The organism is Pseudomonas rosaeacicularis, assembly GCF_057128745.1.
Map to the genome: position 1 here is coordinate 23,454 of NZ_JBSKHT010000013.1, position 15,930 is coordinate 39,383.

Genomic DNA, 15,930 nt, shown 5'->3' on the forward strand with positions numbered 1-15,930 from the left:
GCCCTTTTGGCGTCAAGCTTATAGTGCCTTTCGCACCCGCTGATTCAGTCCAGTAGTCAGGATCAAAGTTTGCCAACGACACCTGCGGTTCCCTCATTGCGCTCTGCAAAAAGCGCAGCATCCTCGCCTTGGCGGGGCTCGCTCAAAGGCATGTTGGCAGTATCAATGCTGCTCCTGCTCATGCTGCTGTTGTGGCAATTGATCGAGCAGTTTCACCAGACCCAGGCAAGTCAGCGCCAGCGCAGTGTCGATTACAGCGTGCAAGTGGCCGATCGCCTGAGCCTGAACTTGGCGCTCACCGCGCAGGTCGCCCTGAATCTGCTGGACGATTCCAGAAACAGCCCACACACCGCCGACCAACAAGCGTCACTGCAAGCCCGGCTGCGCAGTACCCTGCCTGCGCTAACCAGCTTCGACTGGATCGACGCGCCCGGCACCATTGCGCAGCAAAGCGCCAGCGTTGATCCGGACGCTGCGTTCGTAGCGCAGACCCTGGCGAACAATCCGGACCACCCTTATTTCTACGCAGATGCGCCTGATGGCACGCAGCTTTATCTGTTTATTCGCCAGCCGGGCACTGACAGCCGCAGCTATTGGGTACTGCGCTTTACCACGCAAATGTTCGAAGCGTTAACGCGGCACAGTACCCAAGACTTCCAGCCTGTCTGGCGGCTGGAAAACACCAATAGCCAGCACGTCGTTTACAGCAACGGCAGCCCAGAGGCCCTTGAGAACAAAGACAGCCCTGACGCCGAGACAGTACTGCTCGTCCCCTTGGCCAATAGCGATTGGCAGCTGCGCGCCCTTTATGATGCTGGCCAGTCGCGTCAGGAGCTGATCGCGCCACTGATCGGTAAATGCCTGGTTGCCCTGCTGTGTTTCATCGTGCCGCTGCTGGCCTTGCTTGGATTGCGCCGGCGCCAACGTGAATTGCACGACAGCCGCCGACGCTACAAAGACATTTTCGAAGGCACCGGCGTTGCGCTTTGTGTGCTCGATCTGTCTGACCTGCCGGACTACCTCAAGCGTCTTCAATTACAGACCAGCGAAGAGCTGACGGCGCGACTGGAACGTCATCCCGCGCAGCTCCAGGGCCTGCTGCATCAACTGCGCATCACTGAAGTCAATCAGGTTGCAGCGTGCCTTTTGCGTAGCGAAACACCCGAGCAGATCTGGAGACAACTCATCGAGGGCTGCCCTCTGACCGGCCAAGGCATTGGGCTACTGCTGTTGCATGCCGTGCTCGACGGCAGCAGCCAGCTGGAGATGGAAATTTGCCTGCCCGACGCGCAAGGGGCCGATCAGCACCTGTGGCTGGTGGTGAGGCTCCCTGAGCAACCCGACGATTTCAACGCTGTTATTCTCAACATCACCGACATTTCCCGACGCAAGCAGATCGAACTGTCCCTACAGGAGCGCGAAAGCTTCTGGTCGGACGTCGTGCGCACAGTGCCCGACCATTTGTACGTCCAGGAGGTCATCTCTGGACGCGTGATTTACAGCAACCATCACTTGGGGCAAACCCTGGGCTACGACAAAGCCGAGCTGTTGGAGATGGGCGAGTATTTCTGGGAAATCCTCCTGCACCCTGATGATGCCCAACGCTACCAACAGCTGCGCGTCGAACGTCTGGACGAAACACGTGGCGATCTGAGGCAATTCCAACTGCGTTTTCGCAACAGGCAAAATCAGTGGCGCCGCTTCGACATCCGTGAACAGGCCTTGGCACGCAACGATAGCGGACAAGTCACGCGGATCATCGGCCTGGCCAAGGACATCACCGAGCAGATAGAGGCCAGCGAATCACTGCGCGACAGCGAACAGCGTTATCGGATGCTCGCTGAAAGCATCAGCGACGTGATCTTCTCCACCGATAACGCCCTCAAACCCAACTATGTCAGTCCGTCTGTTCATGCCGTGCTGGGCTACAGCGCCGAATGGGTGCTCAAAAACGGCTGGGCTTCTGCCATCGCCAACCCGCAGCAGCTTTCGGGCTTGTATGACCTGGTGAGTCGCGTCGACAAAGCGCTGGCCGACCCGCAAGCACTGGCGCTGTTGCAAGGTCAGATACCGGCGCAGTTGTTTCTGTTTGATTGCCTGCGCGCCGACGGCCGCAAGATTCCGGTTGAACTGCGGCTGGTGTTGGTCTGGGGCGAGGACGGGGCGTTTGAAGGGATTCTCGGCGTGGGCCGCGACATCAGCCAACAGCGACGCGCGGAAAAAGACTTGCGCATGGCCGCCACCGTATTCGAACACTCGACCTCGGCCATTCTGATCACCGACCCTGCCGGGTATATCGTTCAGGCCAACGATGCATTCAGCCGTGTCAGCGGTTACGCCGTGGCGCAGGTGCTTGATCAACTGCCAATGATGCTGACCGTCGAAGATCAGCAGGAAGCCCATCTGGGTTACATCCTCAAGCAACTCAATCAACGCGGCAGCTGGGAAGGCGAAGTGTGGCTCAAGCGGCGCAATGGCGAACATTATCCGGCGTGGGTTGGCGTCACGGCGGTGGTCGACGACGAAGGCGACCTGGCGAGTTACGTGTGCTTTTTCTCTGACATCAGCGAGCGCAAGGCGAGCGAACAACGCATTCATCGACTGGCCTACTACGACGCATTGACGCATCTGCCCAACCGCACGCTGTTTCAGGATCGTCTGCACACCGCCCTGCAACAGGCTGAACGCCAGCAGGCGTGGGTGGTGCTGATGTTTCTTGATCTGGACCGTTTCAAGCCGATCAACGACTCCCTTGGGCATGCCGCAGGCGACCGCATGCTCAAAGACATGGCCGCACGTTTGCTTGAATGCGTGGCCGAAGACGATACCGTTGCGCGGATGGGCGGCGACGAGTTCACCCTGTTGCTGCAACCGGGCGCCAACCAACAGGTTGCGCTCAATCGAGCGATCCATGTCGCTGAACAGATCCTCGCCAGTCTGGTAAAACCCTTCGTGCTGGAAGGGCGTGAGTTCTTCGTCACGGCCAGTATCGGCATCGCACTCAGCCCGCAGGATGGTAATGAGCTGAGTCAGCTGATGAAAAACGCCGACACTGCCATGTACCACGCTAAAGAGCGCGGCAAAAATAACTTCCAGTTCTATCAGGCCGATATGAACGCCAGCGCGCTTGAGCGTCTGGAGCTGGAAAGCGATTTGCGACACGCGCTGGAGCAACAGGAATTCACGCTGTATTACCAGCCGCAATTCAGTGGCGACGGCAAGCGCTTGACTGGCACCGAAGCCTTGCTGCGCTGGCGTCATCCGCGCCGAGGGCTAGTGCCACCCGGCGAATTCATTCCCGTGCTGGAAGAATTGGGCTTGGTGGTGGAGGTCGGCGATTGGGTGTTGACCGAAGCATGCCGTCAGCTCAAGGAGTGGCACAAAGCCAAGGTGCGCGTACCGAAAGTGTCGGTCAATATTTCTGCGCGGCAGTTTGCGGACGGGACATTGGGCACGCGCATCGCCACGATCCTCAATGAAACCGGACTGCCGCCGGCCTGCCTGGAGCTTGAGCTGACCGAAAGTATCCTGATGCGCGAGGTCAACGTGGCGATGTTGATTCTCGATGGCCTCAAGCGTCTGGGCCTGAGCATTGCGGTGGACGACTTCGGCACGGGTTATTCGTCGTTGAATTACCTCAAGCAGTTTCCGATCGATGTGCTGAAAATCGATCGCACTTTTGTCGACGGTTTGCCATCCGGCGAGCAGGATGCACAGATCGCTCGAGCCATCATCGCCATGGCCCACAGTTTGAATCTTTCGGTGATTGCCGAGGGCGTCGAAACCCACGAGCAACTGGAGTTTCTGCGCGAGCATGGCTGCGATGAGGTTCAGGGCTATCTGTTCGGCCGCCCCATGCCGCCGGCGCGCTTTGAAGCGCAGTTCAGCAACGATGCGCTGTTTATGTTGGACTGACACACGCCGCTCCCTGTAGGAGCCAACTTGTTGGCGAAGCGGTCGACGTGTTGTTTCATATATTGCGTCTCGCGAACAAGTTCGCTCCTACAGAAGCCATGCGCCAGCGCCCCAAATGAAAACCGCTTGTCCCGCACATGACTGCCTTTCATATGCCAGACAAAAGCCGATAGGTTAGAATGCCCTCCTTTTTTACTGCCCCACGCCCCGAGGACCGCCATGTTCAGCCGTAATTTGACTATCGCCAAGTACGACTCCGACCTTTATGCCGCCATGGAAAAGGAAGCCAAGCGCCAGGAAGATCACATCGAGCTGATTGCCTCGGAAAACTACACCAGCCCCGCAGTCATGGAAGCCCAAGGCTCGGTACTGACCAACAAGTACGCTGAAGGCTATCCGGGCAAGCGTTACTACGGCGGCTGCGAATACGTCGACATCGTCGAACAACTGGCCATCGACCGCGCCAAAGAACTGTTTGGCGCCGATTACGCCAACGTTCAGCCACACGCAGGCTCCCAAGCCAACAGCGCTGTCTACCTCGCGCTGCTCAACGCCGGCGATACCATTCTGGGCATGAGCCTGGCCCATGGCGGTCACCTGACCCACGGCGCCAGTGTTTCTTCCTCCGGCAAGCTGTACAACGCCGTTCAATACGGCATCGACGGCAACGGCCTGATCGACTACGACGAAGTCGAGCGCCTGGCCGTAGAGCACAAACCAAAAATGATCGTGGCGGGCTTCTCGGCCTACTCGCAAATCCTCGACTTCCCGCGCTTCCGCGCCATTGCTGACAAGGTTGGCGCTTACCTGTTCGTCGACATGGCTCACGTTGCCGGTCTGGTTGCAGCAGGCGTCTACCCGAACCCGATCCCATTCGCCGACGTTGTTACCACCACCACCCACAAAACCCTGCGCGGTCCACGTGGCGGCCTGATCCTGGCCCGCGCCAACGCCGAAATCGAGAAGAAGCTGAACTCAGCCGTCTTCCCGGGCGGTCAGGGCGGTCCTCTGGAACACGTCATCGCCGCCAAGGCCATCTGTTTCAAAGAAGCGTTGCAGCCTGAGTTCAAAACCTACCAACAACAAGTGGTGAAAAACGCCAAGGCCATGGCCGGTGTGTTCATCGACCGTGGTTTCGATGTGGTGTCGGGCGGTACTGAAAACCACCTGTTCCTGCTGTCGCTGATCAAACAGGACATCTCCGGTAAAGACGCCGACGCCGCTTTGGGCAAAGCATTTATCACCGTGAACAAGAACTCCGTGCCAAACGATCCACGCTCCCCGTTCGTGACCTCCGGCCTGCGCTTCGGCACCCCGGCGGTGACCACTCGCGGCTTTAAAGAGGCAGAGTGCAAAGAATTGGCGGGCTGGATCTGCGACATCCTGGCTGACCTGAACAACGAATCCGTGATCGACGGGGTTCGTGAGAAAGTCCAAACCATCTGCGCCAAGTTGCCGGTTTACGGCGCGTAAGAAATAACGCCTCACCTGTAGGAGCGAATTTATTCGCGAGCCCGGTACAGCCGATGAAAGTACATCGGTTGTACCGACCTATATCGCGGACATATCCGCTCCCACGGCTCTAATACGCCACATCCGCCTCTCGCGAATAAATTCGCTCCTACAGAATTTGCGTTGTCGCCCTACTCCGCTGCCACCTTCGCAAACCCCGCCCGAATCTTCTCTTCCGGCAAGTCATCGGCAATGAACACGATCACGCTTTCGCGCTTCTCGCCCTCCTCCCACTCGGTGTCCCAGTCGAAGCCGTACAACTTCAGCACGCCCTGAAACACCATCCGTCGCGATTCGCCGGCGATGCTCAGCACGCCTTTGTAGCGCAGCAGTTGTTTGCCATGCTCTTCGAGCAGTTCATTCATGAATTCGCTGAGTTTCTCGATATCCAGCGGTGTGTCGCTGCGCAGCACCAGGCTGCTGATGCGGTCGATGGAGTTTCCGGCGGGCGCGACGGGACGCAGGCTCATGCCGCCGCCCAGGTCCGCGTTGAGGTTGAAGCCGCGTACGTCGAGCAGTTCTGCCAGGTCGATTTTGCCGTGCTCGACCACACGAATCGGCGCCCGACGATTGATCCGGGTCAGCCGGTCGCTCAATGCGTTGAAGGTCGCTTCGTCTACCAGATCGCGCTTGCTCACCAGCAACCGATCGGCGAAACCGATCTGCGCCTGGGCGATGGTTTGCAGCAGATGGGTGTCGGCGTGGGCCGCGTCGACCAGCGTGATGATGCCATCGAGGATGTAGCGCTCGCGCAGGTCTTCGTCGATGAAGAACGTCTGAGCGACAGGTGCAGGATCGGCCAGGCCAGTGCATTCGATCACCAACCGGTCGAAGGTGATTTCGCCGCTGTCCAGACGCTCCAGCAACAGGTAGAGCGCTTTGGTCAGATCGGTGTGGATGGTGCAGCACACACAGCCGTTGGAGAGGGTCATCACCTGCACAGGTTCATCACCAAGCAACTGGGTGTCGATGCCGGCATCACTGAATTCGTTTTCGATCACGGCGATTTTCAGGCCGTGTTCTTCCTTGAGCAGATGACGCAGCAAGGTGGTTTTGCCGGCGCCGAGGAAGCCGCTAAGAATGGTGACCGGGATTGGTGTGGACAAGCAAAAATCTCCCATGAGCTTAAAAAACTGTAGGAGTGAACTTGCTCGCGATTCTGTCTGGCACCGCAGCGGTGTCTGAACTGACAAAATCGCGAGCAAGCTCACTCCTACAAGTACAAGTGGCCTAGCAAATCAACAGCACTTGGGCCCGCCCTTGCCGCCGTAACGCGCATCCTGACGTTCCCGGAAGAATATCTCGTAGCTCATCACCGGCTTGTCGGGGTGGGTCTTGTGCATATGTTCGACGTAATTGTCGTAGTCGGGCATGCCCACCATAAGGCGCGCGGCCTGACCGAGGTATTTCCCGAGTTTGCTCAGGTCATTGAACATACGCAGTGCTCCGGTCGATCAATGGGTTTCAGGGAATGGCTGGAACGGCGATTCCTTGTCCGTACGTTCTTTTTTGACCCACGCCGCGCGACCGACTTTGATTGCGTAGAAAAGAATGCTCAGCACTACGAACAGGAACAGGACGGTCAACGTGGCGTTGGTGTACGCGTTGAAGATCACGTGCTGCATCTGGTCCATGGTTTTTGCCGGGGCCAGGATCTGACCCGCATCGGCAGCGGCGCTGTACTTCTTCGCCAGTGCCAGGAAACCAACGGCCGGGCTTGGGTCGAACAGCTTGATGAAGCCTGCGGTCACGGTGCAGATCAGCAGCCACGAAGCGGGCAGAATCGTCACCCACGCATAGCGCTGACGCTTCATTTTGATCAGCACGACGGTCGCCAGCATCAGCGCGATACCCGCCAGCATCTGGTTAGAGATACCGAACAGCGGCCACAAGGTGTTGATTCCGCCCAGTGGATCGATAACGCCCTGATACAGCAAGTAGCCCCACAGCGCGACGCATCCGCCGGTGCCAATGGCGTTGGCGGTCCAGGATTCGGTGCGTTTGAGCGATGGCACGAAACTGCCGAGCAAGTCCTGCAGCATGAAACGACCTGCACGGGTGCCAGCGTCAACGGCCGTCAGGATGAACAACGCTTCAAACAGGATCGCAAAGTGGTACCAGAACGCCATGGTGTTCTGGCCAGGGAATGCCTGGTGCAGGATCTGCGCGATACCGACAGCCAGGGTCGGCGCACCACCGGCGCGGGCAAGCACCGTGTTTTCGCCAATGTCCTTGGCCACCGCGATCAGTTGATCGGGTGTGATCAGGAAGCCCCAACTGGAGACCATCGCCGCCACCGAGTTGACGTCGGAACCGACAATCGCCGCCGGGCTGTTCATGGCGAAGTACACGCCTGGCTCGATGACCGAAGCAGCCACCATGGCCATGATCGCTACGAACGATTCCATCAACATGCCGCCATAACCGATATAGCGGGCGTTGGTTTCGTTATCCAGCAACTTGGGCGTGGTACCCGAAGAGATCAGCGCGTGGAAGCCCGACACTGCACCGCAAGCGATGGTGATGAAGAGGAACGGGAACAACGAACCTTTCCAGACCGGGCCGGAGCCGTCGGTGAACTGGGTCAGCGCAGGCATTTTCAGCTCAGGCGCGAGGATCAGGATGCCAATCGCCAGAGCGACGATGGTGCCGATCTTCAGGAAAGTAGACAGGTAATCACGAGGCGCCAGCAGCAGCCAGACCGGCAGCATGGCGGCGACGAACCCGTAGCCGACGAGCATCCAGGTGATTTGCACGCCGGTGAACGTGAACATCGGCGCCCATTCCGGGCTGGCGGCAACCTGGCCACCGAGCCAGATGGACAACAGCAACAGGACCACGCCCACCACCGATATCTCGCCGATACGGCCCGGACGGATGTAGCGCATGTACACGCCCATGAACATCGCAATCGGGATCGTCGCGATGACAGTGAACATCCCCCATGGGCTTTCAGCCAGGGCTTTGACCACGATCAGCGCCAGCACCGCAAGGATGATGATCATGATCAAGAAGCAGCCGAACAACGCGATGGTGCCGGGGATGCGGCCCATTTCCTCACGGACCATATCGCCCAGCGAGCGGCCGTTGCGCCGAGTAGACAGGAACAGAATCATGAAGTCCTGCACCGCGCCAGCCAGCACCACGCCCGCGATCAGCCACAGCGTACCGGGCAAGTAACCCATTTGCGCAGCCAACACCGGGCCGACCAGGGGGCCAGCGCCAGCAATAGCGGCGAAGTGGTGACCGAAAAGAATGTGTTTGTTGGTCGGGACGTAATCCAGACCGTCATTGTTGAGGACCGCAGGCGTGGCCCGGGTTGCATCAAGTTGCATGACGTGAGTGGCGATAAACAGACTGTAGTAACGATACGCGACCAGATAAATGGCAACCGCCGCAACAACGATCCAGAGTGCGTTAATCGCCTCCCCGCGACGCAACGCAACTACCCCCAGAGCGCACGCCCCGAGAATCGCAACAATCAGCCAGGGCACATGGCGCAGCAGACTATTAGTGTTTTTCATTTTTTTTATTTTTCCAACTGAGTGGACTTGGATGAGCAGCCACCAGAGTTTAGCGCTGCTGCGCCGAATGACCACCCCCCACCATGGTCTAGAGCGAGTTTTCGCCTATAGTCAGTGCACTAAAGGAGAACTCGCCCATGACAGATTCCCACTTGGACCGCCGTCGTTTTAAGCGCATCGCATTCGATGCCAAGACTGAACTCACCCAAGGGTCAAAAAGCTGGCCGGTCAGGTTGATCGATCTGTCTCTTAAAGGGCTATTGATCGAACGACCTTCGCTCTGGCTGGGCAATCCGGACCAGGTGTTTATTGTCGACATTCATCTGAATGTCGACATCGATTTGCAGATGGAGGTACGCCTGACCCACGATGATCACAACCATCTGGGGTTTGTCTGCGAGCACATCGGATTGGAATCGGTGACGCATTTGCGACGACTGATCGAACTCAACCTGGCAGACCCGGCGGAGCTTGAACGGGAGCTGGCGGCGTTGATTGAGGTGTGAGGCCGCAGGGCTTAAATCCGTGGGAGCGGACCTGTCCGCGAATACAATGTCTGGGGCGCTGAAAATGCAGTGGATGTACCGGCCCCTTCGCGGACAGGTCCGCTCCCACAGGTTCTCGGCACCTCAGACATCTGCGCAGCACCCCGAAACGCGTTACTCAAACAACGCATCCAGCGCCTGATCCAGCCGTGTCACGCCAATGACCGTCAGCCCCGGCGGTGACTCTTTCGGCGCGTTGCCCTTGGGCACGATCGCGCGCTTGAAGCCATGCTTGGCCGCTTCTTTCAAGCGCTCCTGCCCGCTCGGCACCGGGCGCACCTCCCCCGACAGCCCGACTTCCCCGAACACCAGCAAGTCATTGGGCAACGGGCGATTGCGCAAGCTGGACATCACCGCTGCCATCAAAGCAAGGTCCGACGCGGTTTCCAGTACTTTCACCCCCCCGACCACGTTAAGAAACACGTCCTGATCGTGGGTCGGGATGCCGCCATGCCGGTGCAACACCGCCAACAGCATCGCCAGCCGGTTCTGATCCAGCCCCAACGTCACCCGACGCGGATTGGACAAATGGCTGTCATCCACCAGCGCCTGAACTTCAACCAGCATGGGTCGGGTGCCTTCCCACGTTGCCATGACCACGCTGCCGGCGACTTCTTCCTGTGCTCGCGTCAGAAAGATCGCCGACGGATTGGAGACCTCCTTCAAGCCCTTGTCGGTCATACCGAACACGCCCAGCTCATTGACTGCACCGAAGCGGTTCTTCACCGCGCGCAGCAAACGCAGTCGACCATCCGATTCACCCTCGAAATACAGCACGGTATCCACCATGTGCTCAAGCACGCGCGGGCCCGCCAACGCACCCTCTTTAGTGACGTGCCCCACGAGGAAAATCGCCGTGCCGCTCACCTTCGCGTAACGCACCAGCAACGCCGCGCTTTCGCGCACTTGGGAAACACCGCCCGGCGCGGACTGCAATTGTTCGGTGAAAATGGTCTGGATCGAGTCGATGACCATCACCTTGGGCTGCTCGATGCGCGCCGTGGCAATGATGGTTTCGATGTTGGTTTCGGTCATGACCTTGAGCTTGTCCTGCGGCAGACCCAAGCGTCGGGCACGCATGGCGACCTGCTGCTGGGACTCTTCGCCGGTGACATACAGCGCAGGCATGCGCTCGGCGATGGCGCAAAGGGTTTGCAAGAGGATGGTGGACTTGCCGATGCCGGGATCACCGCCAATCAGCACGACCGAGCCGTCTACAAGGCCCCCACCCAGCACACGGTCCAACTCAGTGGAGTTGGTGGAGAAACGCGGGACCTCCTCGACACTGACCTCAGCCAGGGTCCGGACTTGCGCCTGCTGACCGGTCCACCCGGAACGACCGCTGGGCGCTGCAGCCCCGCCGTTCTCGATGACCGTTTCGACCAAGGTGTTCCAGGCGCCGCACTCGGTGCACTGCCCGGCCCATTTAGGAAACGTCGCGCCGCACTCGGTGCAGCCGAACATGCGTTTGGCCTTGGCCATGACACCCCCGATCTGAAAAGGGGGCAATCATAGCGCAACGCTCAAGCAGCCGCGTTTGCGGGGAGACAAAGGGACGTTTTTGGCTGTTTCGATAAAACTAACCAGACCTGAGTCGGTCGATTGCAGGGACTGCGCACAATGCGCAGAGCTGTCTTACACTGCAATACAACCACTCATGTGTAACAAAGGAAGAAAACCTATGGGCGTACTAAGCGAGTTCAAAGCCTTTGCCGTCAAAGGTAACGTGGTCGATATGGCCGTCGGTATCATCATTGGCGCGGCATTCGGCAAGATCGTTTCGTCGTTCGTCGGCGATGTAATCATGCCGCCCCTTGGGCTGCTGATCGGCGGCGTAGATTTTAGTGATCTGGCTGTCATGTTGAGGCCGGCCGAGGGCACAGCTCCTGCTGTCGTCCTGGCTTACGGCAAGTTTATCCAGACCGTGATCGACTTCATCATCGTGGCATTCGCAATCTTCATGGGCGTCAAGGCGATCAATCGTCTGAAGCGCGAGGAAGCCAAGGCGCCGACACTGCCGCCAACGCCGACCAAAGAAGAACTGCTGCTGGGTGAGATTCGTGACCTGTTGAAAGAGCAGAACAGCCGGCCTGCTGCGCCGATCACTGTTGATCCACTGCGTCCGGTTTAACACCTTACCTCTGTAGGAGCGAACTTGTTCGCGATGCGTCTTTTCTGAAACAACGCATTAACGGCCTCGCCAACAAGTTGGCTCCTACAGAGACCAGGAGTAATTACCAATAATTCTCCACCGCAATCTGCCCGGGCTTACGGCTCAGGTTCAAGCGCATGTCGCGCTGCTTCAATACCGCTCGCGTGTCCTCGATCATTTGCGGGTTGCCGCAGATCATTACCCGTGAATATTCCGGGCTCAGTTCAACCCCCGCCGCTTTTTCCAGTTCTCCGTTTTCGATCAACGTGGTGATTCGTCCGTTGAGCGCGCCGGGATGCTGTTCGCGCGTGACAGTGGCAATAAACTGGAATTTGTCAGCGTACTCCGCCAGGTAATCGCGCTTGGTCAGCTGCGCGATCAGTGCCTGATACGCCAACTCTCTGCCCTCTCTTGCGCTATAGACCAGGATGATTCGTTCGAATTTTTCCCACACTTCAAAATCCTGAAGAATCGACAGAAACGGCGCAACGCCGGTGCCGGTTGATAACAACCACAAGTCGCGACCATCGGAAAACCGATCCGCCGTCAGGTAGCCCACCGCCTGTTTCTCCACCATTAGCGTGTCGCCTTCGCGCAGACGGCTGAGCTCACTGGTGAATTCGCCGCCCGGCACGACAATCGAAAAGAACTCCAGAAACTCGTCATGGGGCGAAGACACCATCGAATAGGCGCGCCAAGCCGTGGTGCCGTCGGCCTTGGTCACGCCTAAGCGCGCGAACTGTCCGGCTTGAAACCGGAATCCCGGATCTCGCGTCGTGCGCAAAGTGAACAGGCTTGGCGTCAGCGGCGTAACGCTCAGCAGCGTTTGCCGGGTGAATTTCTCATCACTGGCGGTCATGGGCGTACCGGTTTCCTGTCGTTCGATATGGGCTCACAGTGTCCCGTAAAGCTGGCGTGATAAACACCGAGGGTTTGTAGTGATATCCGTGAAGGCGCGCCGTTGGCCTGCTTAGAGCATTTTGCGATTGACGTTATAGCGGGCCTACCGCCATTAGAGCCCTGATAAAGGTTAAGCCGTTGAAAATCCTCTACCGCTTGGTTGCTTGTGTCATCGCCGCTGCCTCATCGATCACCCCACTCGTCAGACGTACCAGGAGTGCCGGGTACGCAGAAGGGTTTCGTTTCTAAACTGCAAAGAACGGCATCACACACCCGAGCATGGAGGCTTGTCATGGAACGTAAAGAGCGTGATTCACTATTGGACAGCCCTATCAGTGGCAACCTGTCGATTGGCCTCACTTGCCGCGAAGTTGAAATACTGAGGTGGTGCGCAGCCGGCAAAACTGCCGAAGAGATCGGCACCATCCTCAATCTCAAATCCCGAACGGTAAATTTTCATGTCGGCAAAGCCATTCATAAGATGGGCGTCAGCAACAAGACGGCGGCCGCTGTCCAGGCAGCATTGAGCGGTGCGTTTCTGACCACACAAAACCAGTGAGCTATCACGGGCCAGCCGTCAATCGGTCGTAAACGTCAGGTGCCAAAGTTTGAAAAGCACGTAAAATCGCCGACTTCTTTGTGAGAGCGGCTGACTCGGTGCCCGCCTGACATTTGCCGACCGCACGCGTGCGTCGCCCACGAATGGATCTTCCCGCTCATGCCTTTGCTTGACAGCCCTTTTGCTCAGCTCGATCTGATCCGCCAGCCAGAACAGTCAGATGAACCGTTGCAGGCGTTTGATGCAGCAGACGAATATTTGCTCAACCACATCGCCGAGCATGGGCTAACCCTGCAAACCCGGGTGCTGGTACTCAATGACAACTTTGGTGCGCTAGCCATCAGCCTCGCCCCCCACGCGACGGTTGTCAGCAGCACCGATTCGTTTCTTGGCGTTCAGGCGCTCGAGAAAAACCTGGCCCGCAACGGTCAGGCGTTCGACGCCGTGCCGGTCATCCCCGCCAGCGAACCGCTGACCGGTGTGTTCGACTGGGTATTGATTCGGGTACCCAAAACTTTGGCGCTGCTGGAAGAACAGTTGATTCGCCTGCACGGCAAACTGGCCCCCGGCGCGAAGGTCATTGCGGCCGGGATGATCAAACACCTGCCCCGCTCCGCCGGTGAATTGCTGGAGGAATACATTGGGCCGGTGCAGGCTTCGCTGGCGGTCAAAAAAGCCCGCTTGCTGTTCGTAACCCCCGAAGAAAAACCGGTCCCGTCCTCGCCGTATCCCACTCGCTACACGCTGGACGAGCCAAAAATCGAACTGCTCAATCACGCCAACGTCTTTTGCCGCGACGGTCTGGACATCGGCACGCGGGCCTTCCTGCCGTTTCTGCCGAAAAACCTGGGCAGCGCGCGCGTCGCCGACCTGGGATGCGGCAACGGCGTGTTAGCAGTTGCCAGCGCGCTGGACAATCCTGACGCGCAATACACGCTAGTGGATGAGTCATTCATGGCCGTGCAATCGGCGCAGGAAAACTGGCGCGCGGCTTTGGGCGAGCGCGACGCGGTGATTCAGGCTGGAGACGGCCTGGCCGGTCAAGCGCCGGATTCGCTGGACGTGGTGCTGTGTAATCCGCCCTTCCACCAACAACAGACAGTGGGTGATTTCCTGGCCTGGCGCATGTTCCAACAGGCACGCGCAGCACTGGTGACCGGCGGCGCGCTGTACATCGTGGGTAACCGACATCTGGGCTATCACAGCAAACTGGCGCGACTGTTCCGGGGTGTTGAGCAGGTGGGGTCGACGCCGAAGTTTGTGGTCCTCAAGGCCCGTAAATAACCCGATATTTGCTTCTGCCCGGAGGGCGTAGGAGCGTGGCTTGTCCCGAGATCTGCTGGGGACCGGCAGTAACACCTGAGAATGCGGTCTGCCTGGTGTTCCGAGGCGCTTGGATTTGGGGCCGCTTCGCAGCCCATCGTCGGCAAGCCGGACTCCTACGCCCTTCGGGCAGAAACGGGGGTCGCGGTGGATTCTCAGGGCGAGAGCAGAGTTGAGTGGGTAAAACTCAAATCCCAGGCAAAAAAATACCCTCCGAAGAGGGCATGAGAATCCACGCGTGTGTCGTGGAACGGGAACGGTTTCAGTGGGTTTTCATGCCCGCCGCGGTCATGAACATGCGCAGCAGCGTGGCGACGATGAACAGCGCGAAGACGCTGCCTCCCCAGATGACGACCAGCCAGCCGATCCGTTTCCAGAGCGGGTGTTTGAGTGCTGGGTCTTCTTCGTGATGAAAAGATTCTTTGCCGGACATCGCTAAATCCTCCTCGCTCGAACATCGGCCCCCGACCATCATCAGGGGCCAAGTCCACTAGTGGTAGCCGTCTTCGTGGGTAACTTTGCCGCGGAACACGTAGTAGCTCCAGAAGGTGTAACCCAGGATCAACGGGATGATGAACAGCGTGCCGACCAAGATGAAACCCTGGCTCTGCGGTGGCGACGCGGCGTCCCAGATCGAAACCGCCGGCGGAATGATGTTCGGCCATAAGCTGATACCCAGACCGCTGTAGCCCAGGAAAATCAGCACCAGCGTCAGCAGGAACGGCGTGTAGTTGGCATTACGCGCCACGGCCTTGAACAGTCCGTACATCGTGACCAGAACCAATGCGGGCACCGGCATGAAGTAGAACAGGTTCGGCAGACTGAACCAGCGATCAGCAATGTCCTGATGCGCCAGTGGGGTCCACAGACTCACAACCGCCATTACCACCAGCGTGGCAATGGCCAGAGGACGTGCCAGATCGTGCATCGCTTTCTGCAGTGCGCCTTCGGTTTTCATGATCAACCAGGTGCAGCCGAGCAAAGCGTAAGCCACGATCAGCGCCAGCCCGCAGAACAGCGAGAACGGCGTCAGCCAGTCCAGGCCGCCCCCAGCGTAAGCGCGGTTCACCACAGGAATGCCATCGATGTAGGCGCCCAACGCAACGCCCTGGAAGAACGTTGCCACCAACGATCCGCCGATAAACGCCTTGTCCCACAAATGACGCTTCTGGGCCGTAGCCTTGAAACGAAACTCGAACGCCACACCGCGAAAGATCAGGCCAAACAGCATGAAGATCAGCGGCAGATAAAGCGCCTCAAGCACAACCGAGTAGGCCAGCGGAAAGGCGCCGAACAAACCCGCGCCCCCCAGTACCAGCCACGTTTCGTTACCGTCCCATACCGGCGCGACGGTGTTCATCATCACATCGCGGTCCTGTTCTTCCTTCATGAACGGGAAGAGGATGCCGATGCCGAGGTCAAAGCCGTCCATAATGACGTACATCATGATGCCGAAGATGATGATCACGGCCCAGATCAGTGGAAGATCAATACCCATGA

At 58.4% G+C, this 15,930-nt stretch carries 13 protein-coding genes; 6 read left to right on the forward strand and 7 right to left on the reverse strand.

The window, feature by feature from the left end; genetic code table 11:
* Nucleotides 1-150: 150 nt before the first annotated feature.
* Nucleotides 151-3,915 carry a sensor domain-containing protein gene (locus ACWKWM_RS17550; RefSeq protein ID WP_483847362.1) on the forward strand — a complete coding sequence of 1,255 codons (3,765 nt, stop codon included), beginning with the start codon at nucleotides 151-153 and terminating at the stop codon, nucleotides 3,913-3,915.
* A gap of 219 nt (nucleotides 3,916-4,134) precedes the next feature.
* A complete protein-coding gene (glyA, locus tag ACWKWM_RS17555; protein WP_483847363.1) occupies nucleotides 4,135-5,388 on the forward strand; it encodes a serine hydroxymethyltransferase in 1,254 nt (417 codons plus the stop codon).
* 170 nt (nucleotides 5,389-5,558) lie between these two features.
* On the opposite strand, the gene yjiA is transcribed toward glyA, so the two are convergent.
* The 3 genes from yjiA to ACWKWM_RS17570 form a co-directional block, all read right to left on the reverse strand.
* Nucleotides 5,559-6,533 carry a GTPase gene (yjiA, locus tag ACWKWM_RS17560; RefSeq protein ID WP_483847364.1) on the reverse strand — a complete coding sequence of 325 codons (975 nt, stop codon included), beginning with the start codon at nucleotides 6,531-6,533 and terminating at the stop codon, nucleotides 5,559-5,561.
* Between the two features lie 132 nt (nucleotides 6,534-6,665).
* Complete coding sequence (locus ACWKWM_RS17565) at nucleotides 6,666-6,863, reverse strand: YbdD/YjiX family protein (RefSeq protein ID WP_483847365.1); 198 nt, start codon at nucleotides 6,861-6,863, stop codon at nucleotides 6,666-6,668.
* An 18-nt stretch (nucleotides 6,864-6,881) separates the two neighbouring features.
* Nucleotides 6,882-8,951 carry a carbon starvation CstA family protein gene (locus tag ACWKWM_RS17570; RefSeq protein ID WP_483847366.1) on the reverse strand — a complete coding sequence of 690 codons (2,070 nt, stop codon included), beginning with the start codon at nucleotides 8,949-8,951 and terminating at the stop codon, nucleotides 6,882-6,884.
* Between the two features lie 137 nt (nucleotides 8,952-9,088).
* On the opposite strand from ACWKWM_RS17570, the gene ACWKWM_RS17575 reads away from it, so the two are divergent.
* The gene (locus ACWKWM_RS17575) at nucleotides 9,089-9,457 is read left to right on the forward strand and encodes a PilZ domain-containing protein (protein WP_483847367.1); all 369 of its coding nucleotides are present in this window, start codon (nucleotides 9,089-9,091) and stop codon (nucleotides 9,455-9,457) included.
* Nucleotides 9,458-9,610: 153 nt separating this feature from the next.
* Here ACWKWM_RS17575 and radA read toward each other — a convergent pair whose 3' ends face one another.
* Nucleotides 9,611-10,978 (reverse strand): DNA repair protein RadA, encoded by a 1,368-nt coding sequence (radA, locus tag ACWKWM_RS17580; protein ID WP_483847368.1) that lies wholly within the window; start codon nucleotides 10,976-10,978, stop codon nucleotides 9,611-9,613.
* A gap of 199 nt (nucleotides 10,979-11,177) precedes the next feature.
* Between radA and mscL the strand changes: the two genes are divergently transcribed.
* Entirely contained in the window at nucleotides 11,178-11,627 is a 450-nt protein-coding gene (gene mscL, locus ACWKWM_RS17585) for a large-conductance mechanosensitive channel protein MscL (protein WP_483847369.1), read from the forward strand.
* Between the two features lie 103 nt (nucleotides 11,628-11,730).
* Here the strand turns inward: mscL and ACWKWM_RS17590 are convergent, their stop codons facing one another.
* Entirely contained in the window at nucleotides 11,731-12,507 is a 777-nt protein-coding gene (locus tag ACWKWM_RS17590; RefSeq protein WP_483847370.1) for a ferredoxin--NADP reductase, read from the reverse strand.
* A 333-nt stretch (nucleotides 12,508-12,840) separates the two neighbouring features.
* Here ACWKWM_RS17590 and ACWKWM_RS17595 point away from each other — a divergent pair, with 333 nt between their 5' ends.
* Both ACWKWM_RS17595 and ACWKWM_RS17600 read left to right on the forward strand, forming a co-directional pair.
* Nucleotides 12,841-13,107 carry a helix-turn-helix domain-containing protein gene (locus ACWKWM_RS17595; protein ID WP_483847371.1) on the forward strand — a complete coding sequence of 89 codons (267 nt, stop codon included), beginning with the start codon at nucleotides 12,841-12,843 and terminating at the stop codon, nucleotides 13,105-13,107.
* Nucleotides 13,108-13,266: 159 nt separating this feature from the next.
* On the forward strand, nucleotides 13,267-14,391 hold the full coding sequence (locus tag ACWKWM_RS17600; RefSeq protein WP_483847372.1) for a methyltransferase: 1,125 nt from the start codon (nucleotides 13,267-13,269) through the stop codon (nucleotides 14,389-14,391).
* 301 nt (nucleotides 14,392-14,692) lie between these two features.
* Here the strand turns inward: ACWKWM_RS17600 and ACWKWM_RS17605 are convergent, their stop codons facing one another.
* Together ACWKWM_RS17605 and cydB are read right to left on the reverse strand one after the other, a co-directional pair.
* Nucleotides 14,693-14,863 carry a DUF2474 domain-containing protein gene (locus tag ACWKWM_RS17605; protein ID WP_483847373.1) on the reverse strand — a complete coding sequence of 57 codons (171 nt, stop codon included), beginning with the start codon at nucleotides 14,861-14,863 and terminating at the stop codon, nucleotides 14,693-14,695.
* 57 nt (nucleotides 14,864-14,920) lie between these two features.
* Nucleotides 14,921-15,928, reverse strand: coding sequence for a cytochrome d ubiquinol oxidase subunit II (gene cydB / locus ACWKWM_RS17610; RefSeq protein ID WP_483847374.1), 1,008 nt, complete (start codon nucleotides 15,926-15,928; stop codon nucleotides 14,921-14,923).
* Nucleotides 15,929-15,930 lie beyond the last annotated feature (2 nt).

Excerpts from the sequence above, each read along its gene's own strand:
- ACWKWM_RS17550 (WP_483847362.1), top strand. The coding sequence starts at position 151 with ATGTTGGCAGTATCAATGCTGCTCCTGCTCATGCTGCTGTTGTGGCAA.
- ACWKWM_RS17570 (WP_483847366.1), bottom strand. The coding sequence starts at position 8,951 with ATGAAAAACACTAATAGTCTGCTGCGCCATGTGCCCTGGCTGATTGTT.
- mscL (WP_483847369.1), top strand. The coding sequence starts at position 11,178 with ATGGGCGTACTAAGCGAGTTCAAAGCCTTTGCCGTCAAAGGTAACGTG.
- ACWKWM_RS17595 (WP_483847371.1), top strand. The coding sequence starts at position 12,841 with ATGGAACGTAAAGAGCGTGATTCACTATTGGACAGCCCTATCAGTGGC.
- ACWKWM_RS17590 (WP_483847370.1), bottom strand. The coding sequence starts at position 12,507 with ATGACCGCCAGTGATGAGAAATTCACCCGGCAAACGCTGCTGAGCGTT.
- ACWKWM_RS17600 (WP_483847372.1), top strand. The coding sequence starts at position 13,267 with ATGCCTTTGCTTGACAGCCCTTTTGCTCAGCTCGATCTGATCCGCCAG.
- radA (WP_483847368.1), bottom strand. The coding sequence starts at position 10,978 with ATGGCCAAGGCCAAACGCATGTTCGGCTGCACCGAGTGCGGCGCGACG.
- ACWKWM_RS17605 (WP_483847373.1), bottom strand. The coding sequence starts at position 14,863 with ATGTCCGGCAAAGAATCTTTTCATCACGAAGAAGACCCAGCACTCAAA.
- ACWKWM_RS17565 (WP_483847365.1), bottom strand. The coding sequence starts at position 6,863 with ATGTTCAATGACCTGAGCAAACTCGGGAAATACCTCGGTCAGGCCGCG.
- glyA (WP_483847363.1), top strand. The coding sequence starts at position 4,135 with ATGTTCAGCCGTAATTTGACTATCGCCAAGTACGACTCCGACCTTTAT.
- cydB (WP_483847374.1), bottom strand. The coding sequence starts at position 15,928 with ATGGGTATTGATCTTCCACTGATCTGGGCCGTGATCATCATCTTCGGC.
- ACWKWM_RS17575 (WP_483847367.1), top strand. The coding sequence starts at position 9,089 with ATGACAGATTCCCACTTGGACCGCCGTCGTTTTAAGCGCATCGCATTC.